A 20049-nucleotide genomic window follows, 5' to 3' on the forward strand; every position below is an offset into this window, starting at 1 on the left:
CTGTCAGGGGATCACCTGGGCGAAACCGGGCAGGATCATGTTCTCGCGGCGGTCCGGGTAGCGGGACAGGAGCCGGGCCTTCCCCGTGCCGACGTCCACCCCGTACGTGCTCATGTTCCTCTTGTCCTGGTAGGCGACCGTGACCTCGTGGCCGTTCAGCCAGGGACCCGTGCCCACGGCCTGGCCCCTGCCCGTCGGCAGGCCGCGCATGGTCACCTTGCGGAGGATCCGGCCGGTCCTGGCGTCGAGCACGGTCAGCCTGTTCCGAACGAGGTCGTCCCTCATGGGAGGGCCGTCCCTGTCGAAGGCGACGACCGTGCGACCGTCAGGGGCGGTCTCGCTGAACATGATGAACACGCCCTCGAAGCGCACCGGCCTGCCTCCGCCATTGACGGGCATCAGCCACAGGTCCGTCTTGATGTACCGGACCAGCTCGGCGACGCCTCCCTTGATGGCGACCGGCTCGTACTTCCCGTTGATCGGCACCGTCCTACCGGTGCGCGTGTCGATCAACGAGCCGGGCTGCTTGCTGCCCTCGCGCGGGTCGAAGGCCAGGTGACGGCCGTCGTCGGAGACCACGAGCATGGAGCCCATGCCGATCCGGTCCTCCTTCACGGTGGCGGCGGAGATAGCCTCCGAGCCGGTGATCAGGTCGCGCACCACGTGCGCCTGCGCCTGGCGGCTGTAGTAGGCGAGCAGGCGCCCGTCCCTGCTGATCGCGACCGGCGCGGTGTCCTCTTTCGTGGTCAGGGCCAGCGCCTGCGGCACGCGGTACGTGGTGCCGGCGGCGGTGACGACCCGCCACTCGACGGCGCCGCAGTCGAGATGCCGCTCCGCGCCCACCTCGCAGGAGGTCCGGTACGCGTGGCTGAGCCGTCCCACCCGGCCCGCGGGCAGGTCCTGGACCGTGTCCGGGCGCTGGGGCGTGGCCGGTTGGTTCGCGCCCTGACCCGGCAGCGTCACGACGACCGTCGTCACGCCCAGGACCACGGCCGTGGCGAGCGCTGCCAGCGCCGTGGTGGTGCGGCGCCTGCGACGGTGACCCGCGATGGCCAGGTCGGCCAGGTCCACCAGAGGGGCGTCGTCGGCGATGCCGTTCAGTGCCTCGCGCAGCCGTGTCATGGGGCCACCTCCGCGATCTCCGAGTCGGACAGCAGGTGCGCCAGCTCGGGCGCGTGTTCGCGCAGGCGGGCCAGCGCGTGGTGGGTCTGGCTCTTGACGGTGCCGACGGCACAGCCGAGCACCTCGGCCGTCTGCGCCTCGGTGAGGTCCTCGCGGAAGCGCAGCACGATCACCGCGCGCTGCTTGGGCGTCAGCCTCGCCAGGGCCTGGCGCAGCACCATGCGGTCGAGCGCGGCGTCGTCGTAGGAGACGCCGCGCTCGGGCGGGTCGCCGCTGGGCAGTTCGAGACGCCGCCGGCGCTGCCAGGAGATGTACTGGTTGACGAGCGCCTTGCGCGTGTACGCCTCGGGGTTGCCGCCCTTGGACAGCTTGTGCCACTGCCCCACGACGTTGATCAGGACGCTCTGCAGCAGGTCCTCGGCGAGATGGGCGTCGCCCGTCAGCAGGTACGCGGTGCGCATGAGCGCCTGCTGGCGGGCGAGCACGAACTCGCGGAAGCCGTCGTGACGATCCAAGTGGGACTCCTCTCGCCCGTTGCCAACGCGATCGGCGGGGCGAAAGGTTGCAGGGCCCTTTACCTTTCGAGGTCGACGGTGAAGGCGTCGAAGGCGGCGTGTCCCGCCGGGGCGTCCCCGTGGGAGGCGGCGAACAGCCCGAGCACCGCGCCCACCCACCGGCCCTGCGTGGCGTGGAACGGCTCGCCGATCTCGCGCAGGCCGTCCCCGGTGTCGGCCAGGAACGTGACCACCGCGCCCTGGCCGACGCGCGCGCCCAGGGTGACGGTCGCGCCCTCGGGCACAGGCACCGGCGTGGAGCCCGCGCACACCACGGCGGGCCCGTCCTGCGTCGACTCGACCGACACGTACGCGGAGGTGCGGCCGACCACGGCCAGGCCCGCCCGGCCCTCGCCGTGCAGGGTGACCCGGGTGACGACCGTGCAGGGCTCGCCGGGGAGCCGCTGGGTGAGGACCGCCGGGCGTTCCCACAGGTCCGCGGGGCCCGGCACGCAGGTGAGCCGGAGCGTCCCGTCGCGCAGCTCCCACCAGGACGGGTCGGGGTTGGCCTGCCAGCTCCACTGCGGGCCGAGGCCGGGCCCGGCGAAGTCGTCGGACGTGGCCGGGGCGGCCGGCTCCCCGCCCGGCACGGGCACGGGCCCGCCCGGCACCGGGACGCCGTCCGCGCCCATGACCGGCCAGCCGTCCCGCCACTCCATGGGCTGCAGGTGCACGACCCGGCCGTACGGGCCGCGGTCCTGGAAGTGCATGAACCAGTGCTCGCCGGACGGGGTGTCCACCCAGCCGCCCTGGTGCGGGCCGTTGACGTCCGTGCCGCCCTGCTCCAGCACGATCCGGTCCTCGTACGGCCCGAGGATCGACCGGGACCGGAACACCGACTGCCAGCCCGTCGCCACCCCGCCGGCCGGGGCGAAGACCCAGTAGTGGCCGTCGTGCCGGTACAGCTTGGGGCCCTCCAGCGTCCGGTAGCCGGGCAGCAGGTCGGCGTCGATGACGATCGTGCCCTCGTCGAGCACCCGGCTCGCGTCGGGCGCCATGCGGTGCAGGGTGAGCCGGTTGCTGACCCCCGCCCGGCTCTTGGCCCAGGCGTGCACCAGGTACGCGTGGCCGTCCTCGTCCCACAGCGGGCACGGGTCGATGAGGCCGAGACCCGGCTTGACCAGGTGCGGCTCGCTCCACGGACCCCGCGGGTCCTCGGCGTTGACCTGGTGGATCCCCACGTCGGGGTCGCCGTAGAAGATCCAGAAGCGGCCGTCGTGGTGGCGCAGCGAGGGCGCCCAGACGCCGCAGCCGGGACGCACGTCGTCGTGGCCGCGGGTCACGGCGTGCCCGATGATCGTCCAGTTGACCAGGTCGCGCGAGTGCAGGATCGGCAGGCCCGGGACCTTGGTGAAGGTGGAGGCGGTCAGGTAGAAGTCGTCGCCCACGCGGATCACGTCGGGGTCGGACCAGTCGGCGTTGAGCACGGGGTTGCGGTAGGTGTCGGCGGGGTCCAGGGGCACGGTGGATCTCTCCTGGTCGATGAACACGTTGTCTCCAGGACTCTACGTGCAACCGGTTGCAGAAAACCATCCTCCAATGTCCGGGGCCGGGTCTGGCACCGGTGACCGACCCGGAGGTCGTCGCCGGAGAAGCCGGGCTGTGCGTCGCAACCGTTTCCACAGCTCTCCACGGCCGGAGCGGCCCTAGGCTGGAGGTCCTTGGGGCCCGGAGACTCGGACAGGGGGACGCGAGCGCATGGCGGCTGGTGACGGCGACGGTTGGGCGGAGTGCGGACGAGGCCACCGGCACTGGGGACTGCACGGCGCCTCCGGGCTGCTCGCCGTCCACCACGACGAGGCCGGCGAGCCGTACGTGCTCATGCAGAAGCGCTCGTGGTGGAGCCACCACGGCGGCACGTGGGGCCTGCCGGGAGGCGCGCTCGACAGCCACGAGGACGCCGTCGCCGGCGCGCTGCGCGAGGCCCGCGAGGAGGCCGCGCTCTCCGCCGACGCGCTGCGGGTCAAGGGCGTGTACCTGGACGACCACGGCGGATGGGCGTTCGAGACGGTGATCGCCGAGTCGGCCGAGCTGCTGCCCGCCGTACCGGCCAACCGGGAGAGCGTCGAGCTGCGCTGGGTGCGGCTGCCCGAGATCACCCACCTACGGCTGCACCCCGGCTTCGCGGAGACCTGGCAGGAGGTGCGGCAGGAGCTGCGGCCCGAGACGCTCGTCCTCGACGTGGCGAACATCGTGGGCGCCCGGGCCGAGCACGGCTGGTGGAACGACCGGCTCGGCGCCGCCACCCGGCTGCTGGAGGAGGTGTCACGGCTGGCGCCGGCCCACCCCGTGCTGGAGCGGTGGTACCCGCGGATCGTGGCCGTCGTGGAGGGGGCCGCCCGCGGGGTTCCGGACGTGGCGGGCGTCCAGGTGGTGGCCGCGACCGGCAGCGGCGACGACACCGTCGTGGAGGTCGTCCGGCGGGCGCGGCCGTGGGAACGGGTGCTCGTGGTGACCGCCGACCGGGGCCTGAAGGAGCGCGTCACCGAACTCGGCGCCGCCACCCAGGGCCCCCGGTGGCTGCTGTCGCAGCTCACCGGTTAGCAGCCCGCCGGTCCGGTACCCCGGCGCCACGGCAGCCGCTAAGGTTGGTGTGCGCACTGGAGGGTTCGCATAGTGGACGAGTGCAGCCGCCTTGAAAGCGGCCAGGTCAGCGATGGCCTCGTGGGTTCGAATCCCACACCCTCCGCTCGACTCCGGCTCCCGGGGCGGCCTCAGTCCCGCGCCCCGGAGCCGCTAGTTCCGCGCCCCAGGGGCCGCCGCTGACTCCCGCATCCCCGCGAAGCCGTCGCCCACGTACGCCGCGAGCTGCAGGAAGGCGTCGCGCGTGCTCTCCTGCAACCGCTCCAGGTCGATCTCCGCGCCCTCCTCCAGATGCGGGTCGTACGGCACCCGGATCACCGCGCGGCAGCGGGCGGCGAAGTGGGCCTCCAGCTTGTTGAGGTCGACGGCCGACTTCGTCCGCGGCCGGACGCTGCACAGCACCACGGTGGCGTCCCGTACCAAATCGCCGTAGTGGTGCGCCTCCAGCCAGTCGAGCGTGGCCGACGCGGCCCGCGCGCCGTCCACCGACGGCGAGCTGACCAGCACGATCTGGTCGGCCAGGCCGAGCACGCCGCCCATGGCGGAGTGCAGCAGGCCGGTGCCGCAGTCGGTGATGCAGATGGAGTAGAAGTTCTCCAGCACCTGCGAGACGGACTGGTAGTCCGCGCCGCTGAACGCCTCCGACACCGACGGGTCCCGGTCGGAGGCCAGCACCTCCAGCCGCGACGGCGCCTGCGAGGTGAAGGCCCTGATGTCCACGTACCTCTTGACCTGGTCACGCTCGTTGAGCAGGTCGCGGACCGTCGCCGAGGTCTCCAGCACCAGCTTGTCGGACAGCGTGCCGCGGTCGGGGTTGGCGTCCACGGCGATGACGCGGTCGCCGCGCGTCTGGGCGAGCGTCGCGCCGAGGCCGACCGTGGTCGTGGTCTTGCCGACGCCGCCCTTCAGGCTGAGCACGGCCACGCGGTGGTGACCCGTGGCGACCGGGGTGCGCGCCCTGGACAGCAGCGCGCGACGGCGGCGCACCTCCGGCGGCTCGCCCGGCTTGATCCAGCCGCCCGACGCCTTGTACACCAGGCGCCGCCAGCCCTTGGAGGGGGCGTTGCGGCGACCGCGGAGCAGCGTCTCGGGGTCGAGGCTCTCGGCGGTCGGTTTGCCGGTGACGGGCGGGCGCGGGGAGGCGGTGAAGACGGGGATGGGCGCGGGGCGACGCGGCCTGCGCACCGGCGGCTCGGCCTCCGGCGCCTGGGGTGCGGGTGGCTGGGCATGCGCCGTGGGCTGCCGTACGGGCGGCTCGGGGAACTCCGGCGGCTCCGGACGGTCCAGCCCCCTGCCGTGGGCGCCACCGGCCAGGGGGTGCGGGACCGTGTCGTACGTGCGCTGGTCGGGCGTACGCCGGCCCGCGTCGTGCGGGCTTGCGTCGTGCGGGCGGGGGTCTGGCGTGCGCCGGTCCGCCGGGCGGGGGTCCGGCGTGGCCTGGAGGGCTTCCTGGGCGCCGAACGCGGGCGGGTGGGTGAGTGACCTGCCCTCGGCCGGTGCGGCGGCCTGCTGGTCGTCGTGCGCCACGGCGTCCCTGAAGAGGGGCTCGGCGTCCTCGGACCGGTCCGTCGCTCCGCCGGAGCCCGCGTGGCCGGTGCGGGCGTCACCGGTGCGGGTGTCCTCGGGCCGGGTCTCGTCCTCATCGGGCGCGGTCTCGGCGGCGCGCGCGTCCCCGGACTGCGGCGCCTCGGACCGTGGCGTGTCGGACTGCGGCGTCTCGGACGGCCACACGACGGGTGGCCGTACGTCGGGCGAGGTCGTGTCCGGGGAGCCCGGGTCTTCCCGCACCTCCGAGGGCTGTGAGTCGAAGGCGTTGAAGCGCTCGGGCGGGAGCGGCCACTCCAGCGGCTCCGACCAGGCCGTGCGCTCGTCGGCCGCGCGTCCCGCCGTGGCCGCCGGGTCGTCGCCGTCCCGCACCGGCCGCAGCTGGGGCAGCGAGGGGTACGTCTCGCCGTCGTCGGTCCGGGGCAGCGGCTTGAGCGGCTCCAGGAACGCGTCGTCCGGCCTCCCGGCCCCGGCCGCCGCCGGCTCGTCCTGTTCGTCCCCCGGCCGCGTGTCGAACGGCGCCGCGGGCGTCTCGAACGCCGACGGCTCACCGAACGCGCCCGTCCGCCCCGGCTGGTCGTAAGACGGCTGGTCGTATGACGGCTGGTCGAACGAGGACGGCTGAGCGGGCGCGGGCTGCTGAGCCGGCGCGGGCTGCTGGTCGAACGAGGAGGGCTGGTCGAAGGGCGACGGCGGCTGGAGCCACTGCGTCGAGGCGTCATCCTCGCGCCCCGCCTCGTCCTCCACGGCGCCGGAGTCCACCGCGTCCGGGTTCGAGCTGTACAGCGACCCGGCGGCGGCCCGGAACAGCGGCTGCGGCGGTACGTCCGGCGGCGTCACCGACCGCCAGGGGTCCTGAGGGTACGGCGAAGCGGACGGCTCGTCGGCGGAGCCGGTGGAGCCGGCCGGTACGGACGCCTCCTCCGACTCCTTGATCGCGTCGAGCCAGGCAAGCTGCTCCTCGAGCGATTCCTCGCGGTCGTGTCTCGCCACCGTGGTCCCCCTCGGCTGGGTGTAAAGGGGCAGCAAATATTCTGAAGATTAACGCCATGTGTTCCCATGGTCGCAGCCAACCCCGAACTTCTTTGCCCGGTTACGGTGGTGACATGCGAGCCATCGAGATCGCCCGGCCGGGCGGCCCAGAGGTCCTGGAGTGGCGCGAGGTGCCTGATCCGCGTCCCGAGCAGGGCCAGGTCGTCATCGAGGTGACCGCCGCGGGGGTCAACAGAGCGGACGTGCTCCAGCGAAACGGTTTCTACGACCCGCCGCCGGGCGCCCCGCCGTACCCGGGCCTGGAGGTCTCCGGCGTGGTGGCGGAGGTCGGCGCGGGCGTGCCGGGGTTCGAGATCGGTGACCGGGTGTGCGCGCTGCTGGCCGGCGGCGGCTACGCCGAGCGCGTGGCCGTGCCGTGGGAGCAAGTGATGCCGGTGCCCGAGGGCCTGTCCCTGGAGGAGGCGGCGGCGCTGCCGGAGGTGGCCTGCACGGTGTGGTCCAACGTGTTCATGCTGGCGCGGCTGCGCAAGGGCGAGACGCTGCTGGTCCACGGCGGGGCCAGCGGGATCGGGACGTTCGCCGTCCAGCTCGCCAAGGCGCTCGGCTCGCGGGTGGCGACCACCGCCGGCACCGACGCCAAGCTGGCGCGGCTGCGGGAGCTGGGCGCCGACGAGACCGTCAACTACCGCGAGCAGGACTTCTCCGACATCGTGCGGGCCGACGTGATCCTCGACATCATCGGCGCCCGCTACCTGGCCGGCAACCTCCGGGCGCTCAACACCGGAGGACGTCTGGTGATCATCGCCCTCCAGGGCGGCGCCAAGGCCGAGATCGACCTCGGGCTCCTCCTCACCAAGCGGGCGGCCGTCCACGCCACCACGCTGCGCTCCCGCCCCGCCGAGGAGAAGGGCGTCATCGTGCGCAGCGTCGTGGACAACGTCTGGCCGCTGGTCGCCGCCGGGGCGGTGCGTCCCGTGGTGCACGCGCGGGTGCCGATGAGCGACGCGGCCGAGGCACACCGCATGCTGGATTCCGGGGAGCACATCGGCAAGATCCTGCTAGTACGGTGAAACCTATGAGTGCTGAGGACAACAACACCTCTCGCATCGTGGTGGTCGGGCCCGACTACCAGGGGCAGAGCGACACTGGGGAAGAGGAGCGCTCGGTCACCAACCTGGTCGAGCAGCCCGCCAAGGTCATGCGCATCGGCAGCATGATCAGGCAGCTCCTGGAGGAGGTCCGCGCGGCGCCGCTGGACGACGCCAGCCGCAAGCGGCTGAAGGAGATCCATCAGTCCTCGATCAAGGAGCTTGAGGACGGCCTGGCGCCCGAGCTGGTGGACGAGCTGGAGCGGCTTTCCCTGCCGTTCACCGACGACAACGGCACGCCGCCGAGCGACGCGGAGCTCCGCATCGCCCACGCGCAGCTCGTCGGCTGGCTGGAGGGGCTGTTCCACGGGATCCAGACCACGCTGTTCGCGCAGCAGATGGCGGCTCGGGCCCAGTTGGAGCAGATGCGCAGGGCGCTGCCCGGCGTGCCGCACGGCGAGGACCACCGCCCGCCGGGCGGCTCCGGCCCCTACCTGTAGTCGCGGGAGGCGGCCCGTTGAGCGTCGAGCACGCGGGCCACTACCTGTTGTCGCGGGAGGGCGGCCCGTAGAGCTCCTCGAGCACGCGGGCCACACCGTGGTCGTCGTTGGCCGCAGTCACGTGGTCGACCGCGGCCAGGACGGCGGGATGGGCGTTGGCGACGGCGTACGAGGTGCCTGCCCAGCTCAGCATGGGCAGGTCGTTCGGCATGTCGCCGAACGCCACGACCTCCGAGGGCTTGATCTCGTGCCGCTCCGCCAGCACGGCCAGCGCCGTGGCCTTGGTCACACCGTGGGCGCTCATCTCGATGAGGCTGCGGCCGCTGGAGTGCGTGGCGGTCACCAGGTGCCCCACGAGCCCGTGGACGGTCTCATGGAGCGTGTCGGGGTCCATGTGCGGGTGCAGGGCCAGCAGCTTGGCACAGGGCTGCGAGGTCAGCGTGCGGATGCCGACGCGCAGTCCGGCGACGGCCTTGCTGTCCCACCCGCCGAGCGGAAATTCGGACTCATGCGCAAATCCCCCCTCATACTCGACCGAAAATGCGAGTTCGGGCACGTTCGCTCTTAGCTGAGCGACGACTTGTTCCAGGACATCGACCTGGATCAGGTGAGATTCGACTATGCGTTCTGTATGCAGGTCGTAGATCAGGGCGCCGTTCGCACAGATTGCCAGCCCCCGGTGACGGAGCGCACCCGCCACTCCGCTCATCCATCGGGGCGGCCGGCCGGTGACGAACACCAGCATGGCGCCCGCCTCCTCGACCCTCGCGAAGGCCGCAGCCGTCCGGGGAGAGACGGTTCCGTCAGCGCGCAGGGCGGTGCCGTCGAGGTCAGTGGCCACGAGACGCGGCGCGGGGAGACTCTGCATAACACGTTCCAGTTTGCCGGGTGATGCCGCCGGCCAGAAATCTTCCCAGGGACGGGAACACCAACGCGCCAGAATGGTGTTAGATGTGGTGGCGTTGTATTAGCTGATCCCGTAGTGAAAACCAGCATGACTTTGTCTGAGCCACCCCGGGGTGCTTGCTGTACGACACACCGGGACTCGCGAGGTGCGGGTCCCATAGATTCACATCCTGAGGGAGAGCTTTTATGGCTCAGGGAACCGTCAAGTGGTTCAACGCCGAGAAGGGCTTCGGCTTCATCGCCCCGGACGGCGGTGCGCCGGACGTGTTCGTGCACTTCTCTGAGATCGTCGGCAACGGCTACCGCAGCCTTGAAGACGGCCAGCGGGTCGAGTTCGAGATCACGCAGGGACAGAAGGGGCCGCAGGCCTCCCAGGTCCGTGCCATCTGACCTGTAGCAGCGAGTCAGGCCGGGGTCCGCGTCCAGCGGGCTTCCGGCCTTTCGCGTTCCAGAGGTCCGTACGCGCCTTGTACGACCCCTGAGAAGCACAAGGGCCCGGCGACCCCCCAAAGGGGTCTCCGGGCCCTCTCAAGGCCGCGTACGGCCTCCTTCTCGGGCGCTCCAGGACCTGCCTACTTCTTGGCGGGCTCAAGGACCTCCAGGCCCACGTACGGGCGCAGCGCCTCCGGCACCACGACCGAGCCGTCGGCCTGCTGGTGGTTCTCCAGGATGGCGACGATCCAGCGCGTGGTGGCCAGGGTGCCGTTGAGCGTGGCCACGTGCTGCGGCTTGCCGTCCTTGTCGCGGAAGCGCACCCCCAGCCGGCGGGCCTGGAACTCCGTGCAGTTGGAGGTCGAAGTCAGCTCCCGGTAGCGGCCCTGGGTGGGAATCCACGCCTCGCAGTCGAACTTGCGCGCCGCCGACATGCCGAGGTCGCCCGCCGCCGTGTCGATGACCCGGTAGGGCACCTCCACCGCCTCGAGCATCTCCTTCTCCCAGGCCAGCAGCCGCTGGTGCTCCTCGTGCGCCTCCTCCGGCCGTACGTAGGAGAACATCTCCACCTTGTCGAACTGGTGGACGCGGATGATGCCCCGCGTGTCCTTGCCGTACGAGCCGGCCTCGCGGCGGAAGCAGGACGACCAGCCCGCGTAGCGCAGCGGCAGCTCGTCCGCGCCGAGGATCTCCTGGGCGTGGTAGCCCGCCAGCGCCACCTCGGAGGTGCCGACCAGGTAGAGGTCGTCCTCGGGAAGGCGGTAGATCTCCTTGTCGTGGGCCACGTGGAAGCCGGTGCCCTGCATGGTCTCCGGCTTGACCAGCACCGGAGTGATCATGGGCGTGAAGCCGCCGGCGATGGCCTGCTGCATCGCCATGTTGAGCAGGCCGAGCTGGAGCCGGGCGCCGACGCCCTTGAGGAAGAAGAACCGCGAGCCGGACACCTTGGCGCCCCGCTCCATGTCGATCGCGTCGAGCAGCTCCCCGATCTCCAGGTGGTCCTTCGGCTCGAAGTCGAACCGGCGCGGCTCGCCGTGGGTCTCCAGCACGACGTAGTCGTCCTCGCCGCCGTGCGGCGCGCCCTCCTCGACGAGGTTGGGCACTGTCTGCATGAGCTCGTCGAGCTCGCCGCCCAGCCTCTCGGCCTCCGACTCGGCGGCCTTGACCGCGCCCGCCAGCTCCTTGGCCCGGGTCAGCAGCGCGGCCTTCTCCTCGCCCTGCGCCTTCGACACCGACTTGCCGAGACTCTTCTGCTCGGCGCGCAGCGACTCGAAGCCGGTCAGCGCGGAGCGTCGGCGCTCATCGAGGTCGAGCAGCGTGTCGACGACGGCGTCGTCCTCACCGCGGGCACGCTGCGACGCCCGGAGCCGGTCGGGGTCCTCACGAAGGGTACGCAGGTCAATCACAAGGAAAGGCTACCGGCGCGGGACCTCTCCTCGCCCCTCGATTCCCGGACGTCGCCCCCGCGGCGCGTCAGACCTCGCCGGAGCGGATCCGGGCCAGCCAGCCGCCCGCCTCGGCGAACTCCTCGTCGGCCGTGCCCCGCTTGATCCGGGGCACGACGCCGTCGGCCCGCGGATAGCTGCCGAGGAAGCGCACCTCGTCGCAGATCCGGTGGAGCCCCGAGATGGCCTCGCCGACCCGGGCGTCGGCGACATGGCCCTCGAAGTCGAAGTGGAAGAAGTAGCGTCCGATGCCGTCGCCGGTGGGCCGCGACTCGATGCGGGTCAGGTTGACGCCGCGCACGGAGAACTCGGTCAGCATCTCCAGCAGCGCGCCAGGGTGGTCGTCGGCGAGGAAGACGACGAGCGTGGTGCGGTCGGACCCGGTCGGCCCGGGCAGCGGACCGCCGGGACGGGCCACCTTGACGAACCTCGTCACCGTGTCGGTGCGGTCGCCGATGTCGCCGGCCAGCTCCACCAGGCCGTAGTGCTCGCCCGCGATGCGCGCCGCGATCGCCGCGTCGTACGGCGAGCTGGGCAGCGACACCTCCTGGGCCGCGGCGGCCGTCGAGGGCGCCGCCACCACCATCGCGTCGGGCAGCTCCCGGGAGAGGAACGCGCGGCACTGGGTGATGGCGGCGGGATGGGTGTAGACGCGCTTGACGCGCGGCATCTCCGTGCCGGGCTGGGCCAGCAGCGAGAAGCGCACCGGCAGCAGCAACTCGGCGTTGATCAGGAGAGGCTCGCCCCAGGCGAACTCGTCCAGCGTCGTGGTGATCGCGCCCTCGACGGAGTTCTCCAGCGGCACGACGGCGCCGTCGGCCTCGCCGCCGCGCGCGGCGGCCAGCGCGGCGCTCACGGTCGGGCAGGGCAGACGCTCGGCGCCGGGATCCAGGAGCCGCAGGGCTTCCTCGGTGAAGGTTCCCTCGGGCCCGAGATAGGCGAGTCTGGGCATGGCTACAGAGTATCCGCAGCTTGTCGAGGTGCGCGCGGCTTCGCCGCGACTGATCCCAGCCCGAGCCTGGCCGCCCGCACCGCCTGCTCCTCCTCCGGCGACAGCGGCTGCTCGCCCCTGCCGCCCACCACGCGGCGCACGTACGTGCGGGTCTCGGAGCAGCCGTTGATGGAGGTCAGCACGATGCCGTCGCCCAGACCGTTGATCATCGCGACCGAGAACGACAGCTCGCCCGCCATCTTCTCCAGGGCGTCGTACCGGCACACGGCCACGTCGCGGATGGCCATCAGGTCCCCTCGGGCGGCCGACGCCTGCCGTACGAGCATGCGGCGGCAGTCCTCGATCTCCTCCCGGGCCCGCCGGAGAGCCAGGTAGCCCATGACCACGCCGCCCGTCGCGGCGGCGGCGCACATCCCCACGGCAATCAGCACGCTACCGAGGGTAATGGGCGGCCAAGGCGCCTGGCGAGGGCTCGGCCGCCCTCCGCTTCGGCAGCCAGGCCGCCAGCAGCCAGACCAGGGCCAGCGCGCCCAGCCCGTACCCGTTCTGTACGATCTTCCCCAGTACGGGGCTCAGCACCGGGATCTCGGCCGCCTTCAGCGACACGCCCCACCAGGGGATCGGCAGCACGTAGTACAGCCACACCCCGGCCGCCACGCGCAGCCGTACCGGATCGCGGCCGTCGCCCACGAGCGCGCCCAGCACCACGACCACCCAGGCCAGGTGGTGGATCCACGCGACGGGCGACAGCAGCACCGCCATCAGCCCCACCAGCGCGACTGCGGTGACGTGGTCGTCCGCCCGATACGCGTCACGGGCGGCGCGGAACCCGTACCAGGCGACCACGGCCACGACCGCCACCCACAGGACCCACGTCAGCGTGTCGTTCAGATACAGGCGGATCAGCATGCCGCGGACGGACTGGTTGGTGGTGCCGGCGTTCGAGCCGAGACGTTCGGGGTCGAGCAGCGCCGAGAACCAGAAGCCGGCCGCGTCCCGGGGGATCACCGCGAACGGCAGCAACGTGAGGAGCCCCGTCACGAACGACGCCATGAACAGCGTCCGCCACTGCCGCGTGACCAGCAGGTACACCAGGAAGACGCCGGGGGTGAGCTTGACCGCGGTCGCCACCCCGATCAGGAACCCCCGCGGCCACCACGGCCGCCGCGCCACGCAGTCGGCCAGGCACAGCGCCACCAGCATGATGTCCACCTGCCCGAACCGGACCTGGTCGCGGATCGGCATCACATACGTGCACGCCACCATCAGGAACGCGAACACCCACGGGCCGTACTTCCCGAGCCGCCCGAGAAGCACCTTGCGGAAGGAGTACGCCACGGTCACGGCCAGCGCTGCGAAGATCCCGGCCGTCCACACCCACTGGGCCGTCCCCCACGACATCTCGGCCAGCGCCACGGCCAGCATCGCCGCGACGGGCGGATAGGTGAACGGGAGCAACTGGGGGGCGGGGGTGGAGAAGTCGTACACGGCGCGGCCGTCCAGGAGCATCTGTCCGCCGGTACGGTAAACATCGAGGTCGACGAGGCGCTGGTCGTCGGGGTTCGTCAGCCAGTGCAGCACCAGGGGAGCCACGGCCCACACCACGACGACCGCCGCCAGGGCCCACGCCCACCACCGCCGCCGGAGCACCGGCGTCTCGCCACCTGTCACGGTGTGGCACGTTACCGTGGCTGTTGCCGATCGAGGGTCAGACACCGGGGGTCCCGTACATGCCGCACGCCACCTTCAGCGCGCCCTCACCCCCCCGCGGGCCCCTCAGCCCTCCCCCGCCCCACCAGTCGCCCTCCGTGCCTGACCGCCGGCGGCGGCTCGCTCGTCGGCCGTTGAACCGGGTACTCGCTCTGGTCGCGAGCGCCGTCCTGACCGCTCTGGCCACGACCGCCCCCGCAGCCGCAAGCACCAGCGATGCCTCCGTGAACACCATCGCTGCCTCCGCGACCAGCAGCGCACCCTCACCGGCCACGGCCGCGCCTCTCCACTCCGCCCTCGGCACGCAGGACGGCGCCCTCCAGCCCATCGCCCACACCCCCACCGGCTACACCCGGACCGGCCGGGCCGACCGACTGACCGGCAGGGTGGCCCTCATCGGCGTCCCCGGTCTGGAGTGGAGCGACCTCGACGCTTCCCGAACCCCCAACCTGTGGAAACTCGTCGGACGAGCAGGCTCGGCGTCCATGTCCACGCGCGCCGTCCCGCCCCCGGACCGTGGCGTCACGTGTCCCCTCGCAGGGTGGCTGACCGTCTCGGCGGGCCAGCGAGCCGGAACGGCCGACCGCGGCTGTCCCGCCCTGCCCACGCCGCAGCGGAACGGCGACGGCGCCACCGTCCCCGGCTGGGCGGCGCTGGTCGCTCGCCAGGCGGAGACGGGCTACGACGCGCAGCTCGGCACGCTCGGCCAGCTGGTGACCGACGGAGGTGGCCGGGTCGCGGCCATCGGTCCGGGAGCGGCCCTCGCCGCCGCCAACAAGGCCGGAAATATCCCCACATACGCCGACACCCCGGAAGCCCTGCCGGGCCTCTCCTCCTACCACCTGATCGTCCAGGACGTCTCCACCCTGGCGGAAGCGTGGTCCCGCCAGCCCCTCGACGAGTACGGCGTGCCGTCGCCCATGCCGACAGCCACGAGGCGGGCAGCCGTCGCGGACGCCGACCGGCGCATCGGCGCCCTCCTGGCCCGACTGCCGTCCGACACGACGATCCTGGTGGCGGGCATCTCCGACGTCACCCCGAACGCCCACCTCCACGTCGCCCTCGCCACCGGCCCGGCCCCGACCGACCAACCAGCCCCCACCAACCAGCCAACCGCAACCCCACCCTCCACGAACCAGCCTCCCGGCAGGAAGGAGCCTTCCCGCGGGGATCAGCCTCCCGGCGGGGACCAGCCTTCCGGCGGGGACCAGCCTTCCGGCGGGGACCAGCCTTCCGGCGGGGAGCAGTACCGTCATGGTCACCTCACCGCCACCTCCACACGTCAGGACGCCCTGGTCACGATCACCGACCTGACGGCCACGGCGATCGCGACACTCGGGCTCGAACCTCCGCGTCAGGCCGTCGGCCGCGCCTGGCAGAACGACGGCCCCGCCCCGGCCACACCGGCCGAGACGGTCGCGGAGCTGGCGGACGCCGACCTGGCCAGCCAGGTACTCCGCGAGGTGCGCGGCCCGTTCTTCGCGGTGTTCGTCTCCGTGCAACTGGCCTTCTACGCCTTCGCCGCCCTCGCCCTCCGCCGTCGCCGCAAGTCCCCCGGCACCCGAGGCCAGGCCAGCACCACCGACACCACCCAGCACCCCAACGGAACGGATTCCTCACCGAGCCTCCCCACACCCCTCCAGGCCATCCCAGCGGTGTCGCATGAGGCCGCCGGTACTGCGCAGAAGGCCGAGCTGCACACGGAGACCACACCAGCGGCGGAGGTCCCGGCGGGGGCGGCAGCGGCCGACGTACCTTCGGAAGCTGCGACGACCGGTGGGGATCCTGGTGGGGCCTCCAGGATGGACATCGCAGAGGAGTCGCGGCTGTTGACCACCGTGCAGGTTGTGGCGGTGCTCAGTGGGGCCATCGCCGTCTCCACGTTCCTGGCGCAGCTTGTGCCCTGGTGGAGCCTGCCCACGCCGATGGCGGCCCTGATCGTGACCATCCTCGGCATCGCCCTGTTGATCAGCGGGATGGCGTTCGCCGGGCCGTGGCGGGGGCACGTGCTCAGGCCGCTCACCGTCGTCGCAGCCGTCACGTCGGTGGCGCTGCTCGCGGACGTGATGACCGGCTCCACGCTGCAGGTGAACGCCGTCACCGGCTACGAGCCCGTCACCGGCGGCCGGTTCTACGGGTTCAGCAACATCGCCTTCGCCGTCTACGCGACCGGGACCATCCTCGGGCTCGCCGGGGTCGCACAGTGGCTGCTGGGCAGGGGCGCGCCGCGAATCGTGACGCTGCTGGTCTGCGCCGCGTACGGCGGCCTGGCGGTCTTCGCGGACGGCTGGCCCGCATGGGGCGCCGACTTCGGAGGCGTGCCTGCCTTCGTGATCGGGCTGGCGGTCTTCCTCATCATGCTCTCCGGCCGCCGGGTCTCCATCGTCAAGCTGCTGCTGGTGGCGCTCGGGGGCGCCGCGCTGATCGGAGCCATCGCGGTCTTCGACTGGCTACGGCCTGCGACGCAGCGAACCCATCTGGGCAACTTCGTCCAGCAGATCATCGATGGCCAGGCATGGACCGTGGTCGGCAGGAAGTTCGGCGCCATGATCGGCGTCACCGTCGGGAACTGGTCACTGACGCTGCTCTCCGTGGTGGCGCTCGCCTTCCTGTTCCTGGTGCTGGACCGCCCGTCGCGCTGGGGCGCGTCGGCGCTCGGCCAGGCGTACGCACTCGCGCCGACCCTCCGCGCCGGTCTGTTCGGGGCGTTGACGTGCGCGTTCATCGGGTTTCTCATCAACGACTCGGGGATCGCCATCCCTGCCATGGCGCTCACGATGGCGGTGCCGCTGTCGCTCGCGGCTTCCGTACGGGCCCTGCGGATCTCCAGGCCCACCACACCAGCGCCGCCGTCAGGGCCAGCAGCATCCACGGAACCACCTGGGGCCTGACCACGGCCCTGAGCCAGTCGAGGTCGGCCGGCAGGCTGATCACCCGCGCCGGCAGGTAGGCCAGGGACAGCACCAGCAGATGCACGACGAGGAAACCGTCGACGGCCGTGGCCGCCACCAGCGCGACCAGGGCGAACGCCATCCCGTCGTACCAGGGCAGGATGTACGGCGTCGCGAACACGTACGCAGCGACCAGCACGGCGGCCACCACCTCGGCCGGCAGCCCGGTGGTGTTGGGTATTCCGTTGCTCAGCACTCCCGTGGGCGGCGCCCCGGCGCTTGAAGCTCCAGCGCCTGGAGCTCCATTACTTGATCCCCCGGAACTCGGTGTCCCGGAGCTCGGCGTTCCGGCGCTCGGTGTCCCGGAGCTCGGCGTTCCGGCGCTCGGCGTTCCGGCGCTCGGCGTTCCGGCGCTCGGCGTTCCGGCGCTCGGCGTTCCGGCGCTCGGCGTTCCGGCGGTCGCTGCCCCGGCGCTCGGTGTCCCGGCGGTCGCTGCCCCGGAACTCGGCGTCCCGGCGGTCGGCGTTCCGGGCGGGGTCAGGTGGGGAGACAGGCGGAAAAGGGACCAGGCGATGAGGGTCAGAACGAGGAGGGAGCCGATCTGGATCTCGCCTCGGTAGGCGCTCCCCTCGCCCACCAGCGTCTGCAGCCAGCCCTGGACGAGCTTCCAGTACGAGGCGTGTGAGATCGCCTTGCTGGTGCGGGTCACGGGGCTGATGGCGTCCGTGCCCACGATGGCGTACCCGGCGACCACCACGGCCAGTGCCGCCCCGGCCATCAGCGCCAGTCGTCCCGGGCGGCGCCGCAGCTCCCACGCGGGGCCCAGGGCGACCAGCCCCGCGTTGACCTTGATCGCCACCCCGAGGCCGAGCAGCAGCCCTGATCCGAGCGGACGACCGCGCGCCAGGAGGGCCGCCATCATGCAGGCGATGGCCAGCGTGTCCAGATGCATGCCGGCGACGAGCTGGTACAGCAGGAGCGGGTTGGCCGTCCACAGGAGGGCTGCCCGTAGCCGTCTGGCGGGGTCGTGCCGGGTGAAACGGTCGATCAGGAGCCCTGTCACGATGAACGCGGCGGAATTGAGCAGGGCCAGGACGAACATCGTCAGCTTGAGCGAGTCTCCACCGACCCAGCTCGCCAACGCCTGCGCGCCCGTCGCGACCGGACCGTAGACGCTGGGCTCCTCACGCCACGGCTCCTCCACCGCCTTGGCGATGGGGTCGGCGGGGAGATCGACCGCGCCATGGGTGTACGGGTCGACGCCGAGAACCACCATGCGGCCGTACGCGGCGTAGTTGAGATGATCGCCGGAGCCGGAGGGTGGCAGGAAGGCGAGCAAACCGGCGGCGACGCAACCGATGAGGACGAGAAGCCGGGCGGTCGGCAGGCCGTGATCGTCTCGCCGGAGGGGGCGCTTCTGCGGGTGTTCGGGCGGTTGGCGCGGTGTTGCTGGTTGTGGGCCGGTGCGGGGTGTGGTGGTTCGTGGTGGGCCGGAAGGCTCCGGGGTGGTGCTCTTGGGTGGCTGGTGGAGCGGTGAGGTGTGGTCAGCGGGCGGATTGTGGTCGAGCGTGCCGTGGTCTGAGGTGATGCGTCCCACCGTGCTGTGGTCTGAGGCGAGGTGGCTCACGGTGCTGCGGTGGGGCCTTGGGTGATCTGCGGCGTTTCGGGGGGTGGAGGGCGGCCGGGTTGGGTGGTCCTTCGGGCGGGAGGCGACTCGGCGGGCGGCGGTCAGGCCCGCGAGGAGGCCCAGGCCGCCGAGGAGGACGGCGGCCACGGCCATGGCGATCACGAGATGGGGATCGGGCCGGGCGTCCAGGGAGAACGGCGGTAGCCAGGCCGGGCCGCCGAGGACCGGCACCATGGCGGACGGGCCGAGGACGCCGATGGCGATCGTCAGCAGGATCGACGCGACGATCGCGATCATGGCAGCCCTCGGAAGCCGGTGGCTCGGCTTTCCGCTCTCGTTCTCCGAAGTCACCCGCAAATTCCAGCACACCGGGCCGAGCACCCAGGTCGTCTATCCCCAGGCTGTGGATAACTTCGCGTTTCTGGTGGATGAAGGGGTGGGATTGTGCCGGAGGAGTGGCAGGAAAGGCCCGGATCTGGTTTCGGACGGATGGCAGGTTGAGTTTCGGTCGGGCCCGGACTCAGCCTGAGCGCCATCGCCTGTTCGGGAAGGTCGGTTCCGGTCTTCGGGCAGCGCCGGCCCGTTCGCGATGGGCCGCACCATTCGCGGTGGGTCCGCGCAGACAGGCGATCGGAGGACCGCGCGGGAGCCTGGACGTTCTGCCCATAACGGGTGGGTGTCGGATGGGTTGCCGGGCCGGCTCCGGGCCGTCTGAGTGTTCGGGAGGAGGCGACGGTACACGGGGCGGCCGAAAGGTGATTTGTGGGGGAATCTGCGCGGTGTGGAGGGTGGTGAGAGGGATCGACCGGGTTTGCGTGGAGCCGGTCAGCGGTTGGGGCGGAGTTTGTTGAGGTTTTGGGCGATTAGGGGCTCGCGAGTCGCCAGGGCGAGTGCCACGTCGCGGAGTTGACGGGCGCGGTGAAGCTGGGCGCGCCAGTCCGTGCCCGTCGCGCGGTGGCTCATCTCCACCTCGACCTCCGCCACGCGGAACCCCTTGCGCAGCAGGTCGATGGTGAGCCCCGTCTCCACCCCGAACCCGTGGGCCAGTGGCCTGGCCGCCTCGAAGGCGTCGCGGGTGAGGCAGCGCTGGCCATTGAGGGGCTGGGCGGCCGTGAACCCGGTGGCGCGGCGGATGCCGTCACGCGACAGCCGGACGACCATGCCGTGGCCGCCGAGCTTGACGCGCGTGGCGAAGACCGCGATGGACATGCCGGCCGTGCCCTCGCGGATCGGGGTGATCAGGGCGGCCGCCGCGCGGGCGGTCTCGCCGAGGTCGGCGTCCAGGAACAGTAAGTGGCGCGGGGTGTCGCCGTCGAGCAGGCGTACGGCTTCCGCGCCTGTCTCCATGGCGGCGGCCTTGCCGCGGTTGCGGCTGTGGCGTACGACTCGGGCCCCCGCCGCACGCGCCGCCTTGCCGGTCTGGTCGGACGACCCGTCGTCGACGACCACGACCAGGTCCACCCCCGGCAGGGCCAGGGAGGCGGTGACGGTGGCGCCTATGCGTCTCGCTTCGTCCTTGGCGGGGATGATGACCGCCGTGTCGCCGCTCACTTCGCCTCACCCACAGAGGTGGGGGCGGGGCCGGTCGTCGGCCGTCCGCGGTGTGGATCCGCTCCGGGTGCGGAGAGCGGGCGTGCGTGGGCAGGGGACATCGCACCTGCTCCGGACGCGAACGCGAAAGGCCGGGCCGCACCAGACGCG

17 protein-coding genes and 1 tRNA gene are annotated in these 20049 nt (G+C 72.0%); 7 read left to right on the plus strand and 11 right to left on the minus strand.

All coding sequences use genetic code 11. The features are described 5' to 3' along the window. Positions 1-3: 3 nt before the first annotated feature. The 3 genes from AB0H64_RS30535 to AB0H64_RS30545 are packed head-to-tail and all read right to left on the minus strand — an operon-like array spanning position 4 to position 3166. On the minus strand, positions 4-1122 hold the full coding sequence (locus AB0H64_RS30535; RefSeq protein ID WP_357631520.1) for a hypothetical protein: 1119 nt from the start codon (positions 1120-1122) through the stop codon (positions 4-6). Beyond that, on the minus strand, positions 1119-1637 hold the full coding sequence (locus tag AB0H64_RS30540) for a SigE family RNA polymerase sigma factor (protein WP_357631523.1): 519 nt from the start codon (positions 1635-1637) through the stop codon (positions 1119-1121). Before AB0H64_RS30540 ends, AB0H64_RS30535 begins: the two co-directional genes overlap by 4 nt. A 59-nt stretch (positions 1638-1696) precedes the next feature. Continuing rightward, a complete protein-coding gene (locus AB0H64_RS30545) occupies positions 1697-3166 on the minus strand; it encodes a glycoside hydrolase 43 family protein (protein ID WP_357631526.1) in 1470 nt (489 codons plus the stop codon). 208 nt (positions 3167-3374) lie between these two features. Between AB0H64_RS30545 and AB0H64_RS30550 the strand changes: the two genes are divergently transcribed. Together AB0H64_RS30550 and AB0H64_RS30555 are read left to right on the plus strand one after the other, a co-directional pair. Then, positions 3375-4220 (plus strand): NUDIX domain-containing protein, encoded by an 846-nt coding sequence (locus tag AB0H64_RS30550; RefSeq protein WP_357631529.1) that lies wholly within the window; start codon positions 3375-3377, stop codon positions 4218-4220. A 58-nt stretch (positions 4221-4278) separates the two neighbouring features. Further along, positions 4279-4365, plus strand: a tRNA-Ser gene (locus tag AB0H64_RS30555). Positions 4366-4412: 47 nt separating this feature from the next. Here AB0H64_RS30555 and AB0H64_RS30560 read toward each other — a convergent pair. After that, positions 4413-6797, minus strand: a complete 2385-nt coding sequence (locus tag AB0H64_RS30560; protein ID WP_357631532.1) for an AAA family ATPase — start codon at positions 6795-6797, stop codon at positions 4413-4415. 113 nt (positions 6798-6910) lie between these two features. Between AB0H64_RS30560 and AB0H64_RS30565 the strand changes: the two genes are divergently transcribed. Continuing rightward, positions 6911-7867 carry an NAD(P)H-quinone oxidoreductase gene (locus AB0H64_RS30565; RefSeq protein ID WP_357631535.1) on the plus strand — a complete coding sequence of 319 codons (957 nt, stop codon included), beginning with the start codon at positions 6911-6913 and terminating at the stop codon, positions 7865-7867. A 5-nt stretch (positions 7868-7872) separates the two neighbouring features. After that, a complete protein-coding gene (locus AB0H64_RS30570; RefSeq protein WP_357631537.1) occupies positions 7873-8385 on the plus strand; it encodes a bacterial proteasome activator family protein in 513 nt (170 codons plus the stop codon). A gap of 40 nt (positions 8386-8425) precedes the next feature. On the opposite strand, the gene AB0H64_RS30575 is transcribed toward AB0H64_RS30570, so the two are convergent. Then, the gene (locus tag AB0H64_RS30575; RefSeq protein WP_357631540.1) at positions 8426-9253 is read right to left on the minus strand and encodes an HAD family hydrolase; all 828 of its coding nucleotides are present in this window, start codon (positions 9251-9253) and stop codon (positions 8426-8428) included. A 224-nt stretch (positions 9254-9477) separates the two neighbouring features. Here AB0H64_RS30575 and AB0H64_RS30580 point away from each other — a divergent pair, with 224 nt between their 5' ends. Further along, a complete protein-coding gene (locus AB0H64_RS30580) occupies positions 9478-9681 on the plus strand; it encodes a cold-shock protein (RefSeq protein ID WP_043619750.1) in 204 nt (67 codons plus the stop codon). Between the two features lie 182 nt (positions 9682-9863). On the opposite strand, the gene serS is transcribed toward AB0H64_RS30580, so the two are convergent. The 4 genes from serS to AB0H64_RS30600 form a co-directional block, all read right to left on the minus strand. Further along, positions 9864-11129, minus strand: coding sequence for a serine--tRNA ligase (gene serS, locus AB0H64_RS30585; protein WP_357631542.1), 1266 nt, complete (start codon positions 11127-11129; stop codon positions 9864-9866). A 67-nt stretch (positions 11130-11196) separates the two neighbouring features. Continuing rightward, entirely contained in the window at positions 11197-12120 is a 924-nt protein-coding gene (pheA, locus tag AB0H64_RS30590) for a prephenate dehydratase (protein WP_357631545.1), read from the minus strand. Between the two features lie 2 nt (positions 12121-12122). Then, a complete protein-coding gene (locus AB0H64_RS30595) occupies positions 12123-12551 on the minus strand; it encodes a DUF4446 family protein (RefSeq protein ID WP_357631548.1) in 429 nt (142 codons plus the stop codon). Position 12552: 1 nt separating this feature from the next. Next, complete coding sequence (locus tag AB0H64_RS30600; RefSeq protein ID WP_357631551.1) at positions 12553-13791, minus strand: glycosyltransferase 87 family protein; 1239 nt, start codon at positions 13789-13791, stop codon at positions 12553-12555. 263 nt (positions 13792-14054) lie between these two features. Here AB0H64_RS30600 and AB0H64_RS30605 point away from each other — a divergent pair, with 263 nt between their 5' ends. Further along, positions 14055-16721, plus strand: coding sequence for a hypothetical protein (locus AB0H64_RS30605; protein ID WP_357631554.1), 2667 nt, complete (start codon positions 14055-14057; stop codon positions 16719-16721). Here AB0H64_RS30605 and mptB read toward each other — a convergent pair. Further along, positions 16603-18645, minus strand: a complete 2043-nt coding sequence (gene mptB, locus AB0H64_RS30610) for a polyprenol phosphomannose-dependent alpha 1,6 mannosyltransferase MptB (RefSeq protein WP_357631557.1) — start codon at positions 18643-18645, stop codon at positions 16603-16605. The genes AB0H64_RS30605 and mptB overlap by 119 nt on opposite strands. On the opposite strand from mptB, the gene AB0H64_RS30615 reads away from it, so the two are divergent. Next, the gene (locus AB0H64_RS30615; RefSeq protein WP_357631561.1) at positions 18605-18877 is read left to right on the plus strand and encodes a hypothetical protein; all 273 of its coding nucleotides are present in this window, start codon (positions 18605-18607) and stop codon (positions 18875-18877) included. The genes mptB and AB0H64_RS30615 overlap by 41 nt on opposite strands. 296 nt (positions 18878-19173) lie before the next feature. On the opposite strand, the gene AB0H64_RS30620 is transcribed toward AB0H64_RS30615, so the two are convergent. After that, a complete protein-coding gene (locus AB0H64_RS30620) occupies positions 19174-19899 on the minus strand; it encodes a glycosyltransferase (RefSeq protein WP_357631564.1) in 726 nt (241 codons plus the stop codon). Between the last annotated feature and the right edge of the window lie 150 nt (positions 19900-20049).

It is taken from the genome of Nonomuraea sp. NPDC050733 (genome assembly GCF_040654215.1).
GTDB lineage: Bacteria > Actinomycetota > Actinomycetes > Streptosporangiales > Streptosporangiaceae > Nonomuraea.

Excerpts from the sequence above, each read along its gene's own strand:
- AB0H64_RS30580 (WP_043619750.1), top strand. The coding sequence starts at position 9,478 with ATGGCTCAGGGAACCGTCAAGTGGTTCAACGCCGAGAAGGGCTTCGGC.
- AB0H64_RS30615 (WP_357631561.1), top strand. The coding sequence starts at position 18,605 with ATGGCGATCGTCAGCAGGATCGACGCGACGATCGCGATCATGGCAGCC.
- AB0H64_RS30570 (WP_357631537.1), top strand. The coding sequence starts at position 7,873 with ATGAGTGCTGAGGACAACAACACCTCTCGCATCGTGGTGGTCGGGCCC.
- AB0H64_RS30575 (WP_357631540.1), bottom strand. The coding sequence starts at position 9,253 with ATGCAGAGTCTCCCCGCGCCGCGTCTCGTGGCCACTGACCTCGACGGC.
- AB0H64_RS30550 (WP_357631529.1), top strand. The coding sequence starts at position 3,375 with ATGGCGGCTGGTGACGGCGACGGTTGGGCGGAGTGCGGACGAGGCCAC.
- mptB (WP_357631557.1), bottom strand. The coding sequence starts at position 18,645 with ATGATCGCGATCGTCGCGTCGATCCTGCTGACGATCGCCATCGGCGTC.
- pheA (WP_357631545.1), bottom strand. The coding sequence starts at position 12,120 with ATGCCCAGACTCGCCTATCTCGGGCCCGAGGGAACCTTCACCGAGGAA.
- AB0H64_RS30535 (WP_357631520.1), bottom strand. The coding sequence starts at position 1,122 with ATGACACGGCTGCGCGAGGCACTGAACGGCATCGCCGACGACGCCCCT.
- AB0H64_RS30565 (WP_357631535.1), top strand. The coding sequence starts at position 6,911 with ATGCGAGCCATCGAGATCGCCCGGCCGGGCGGCCCAGAGGTCCTGGAG.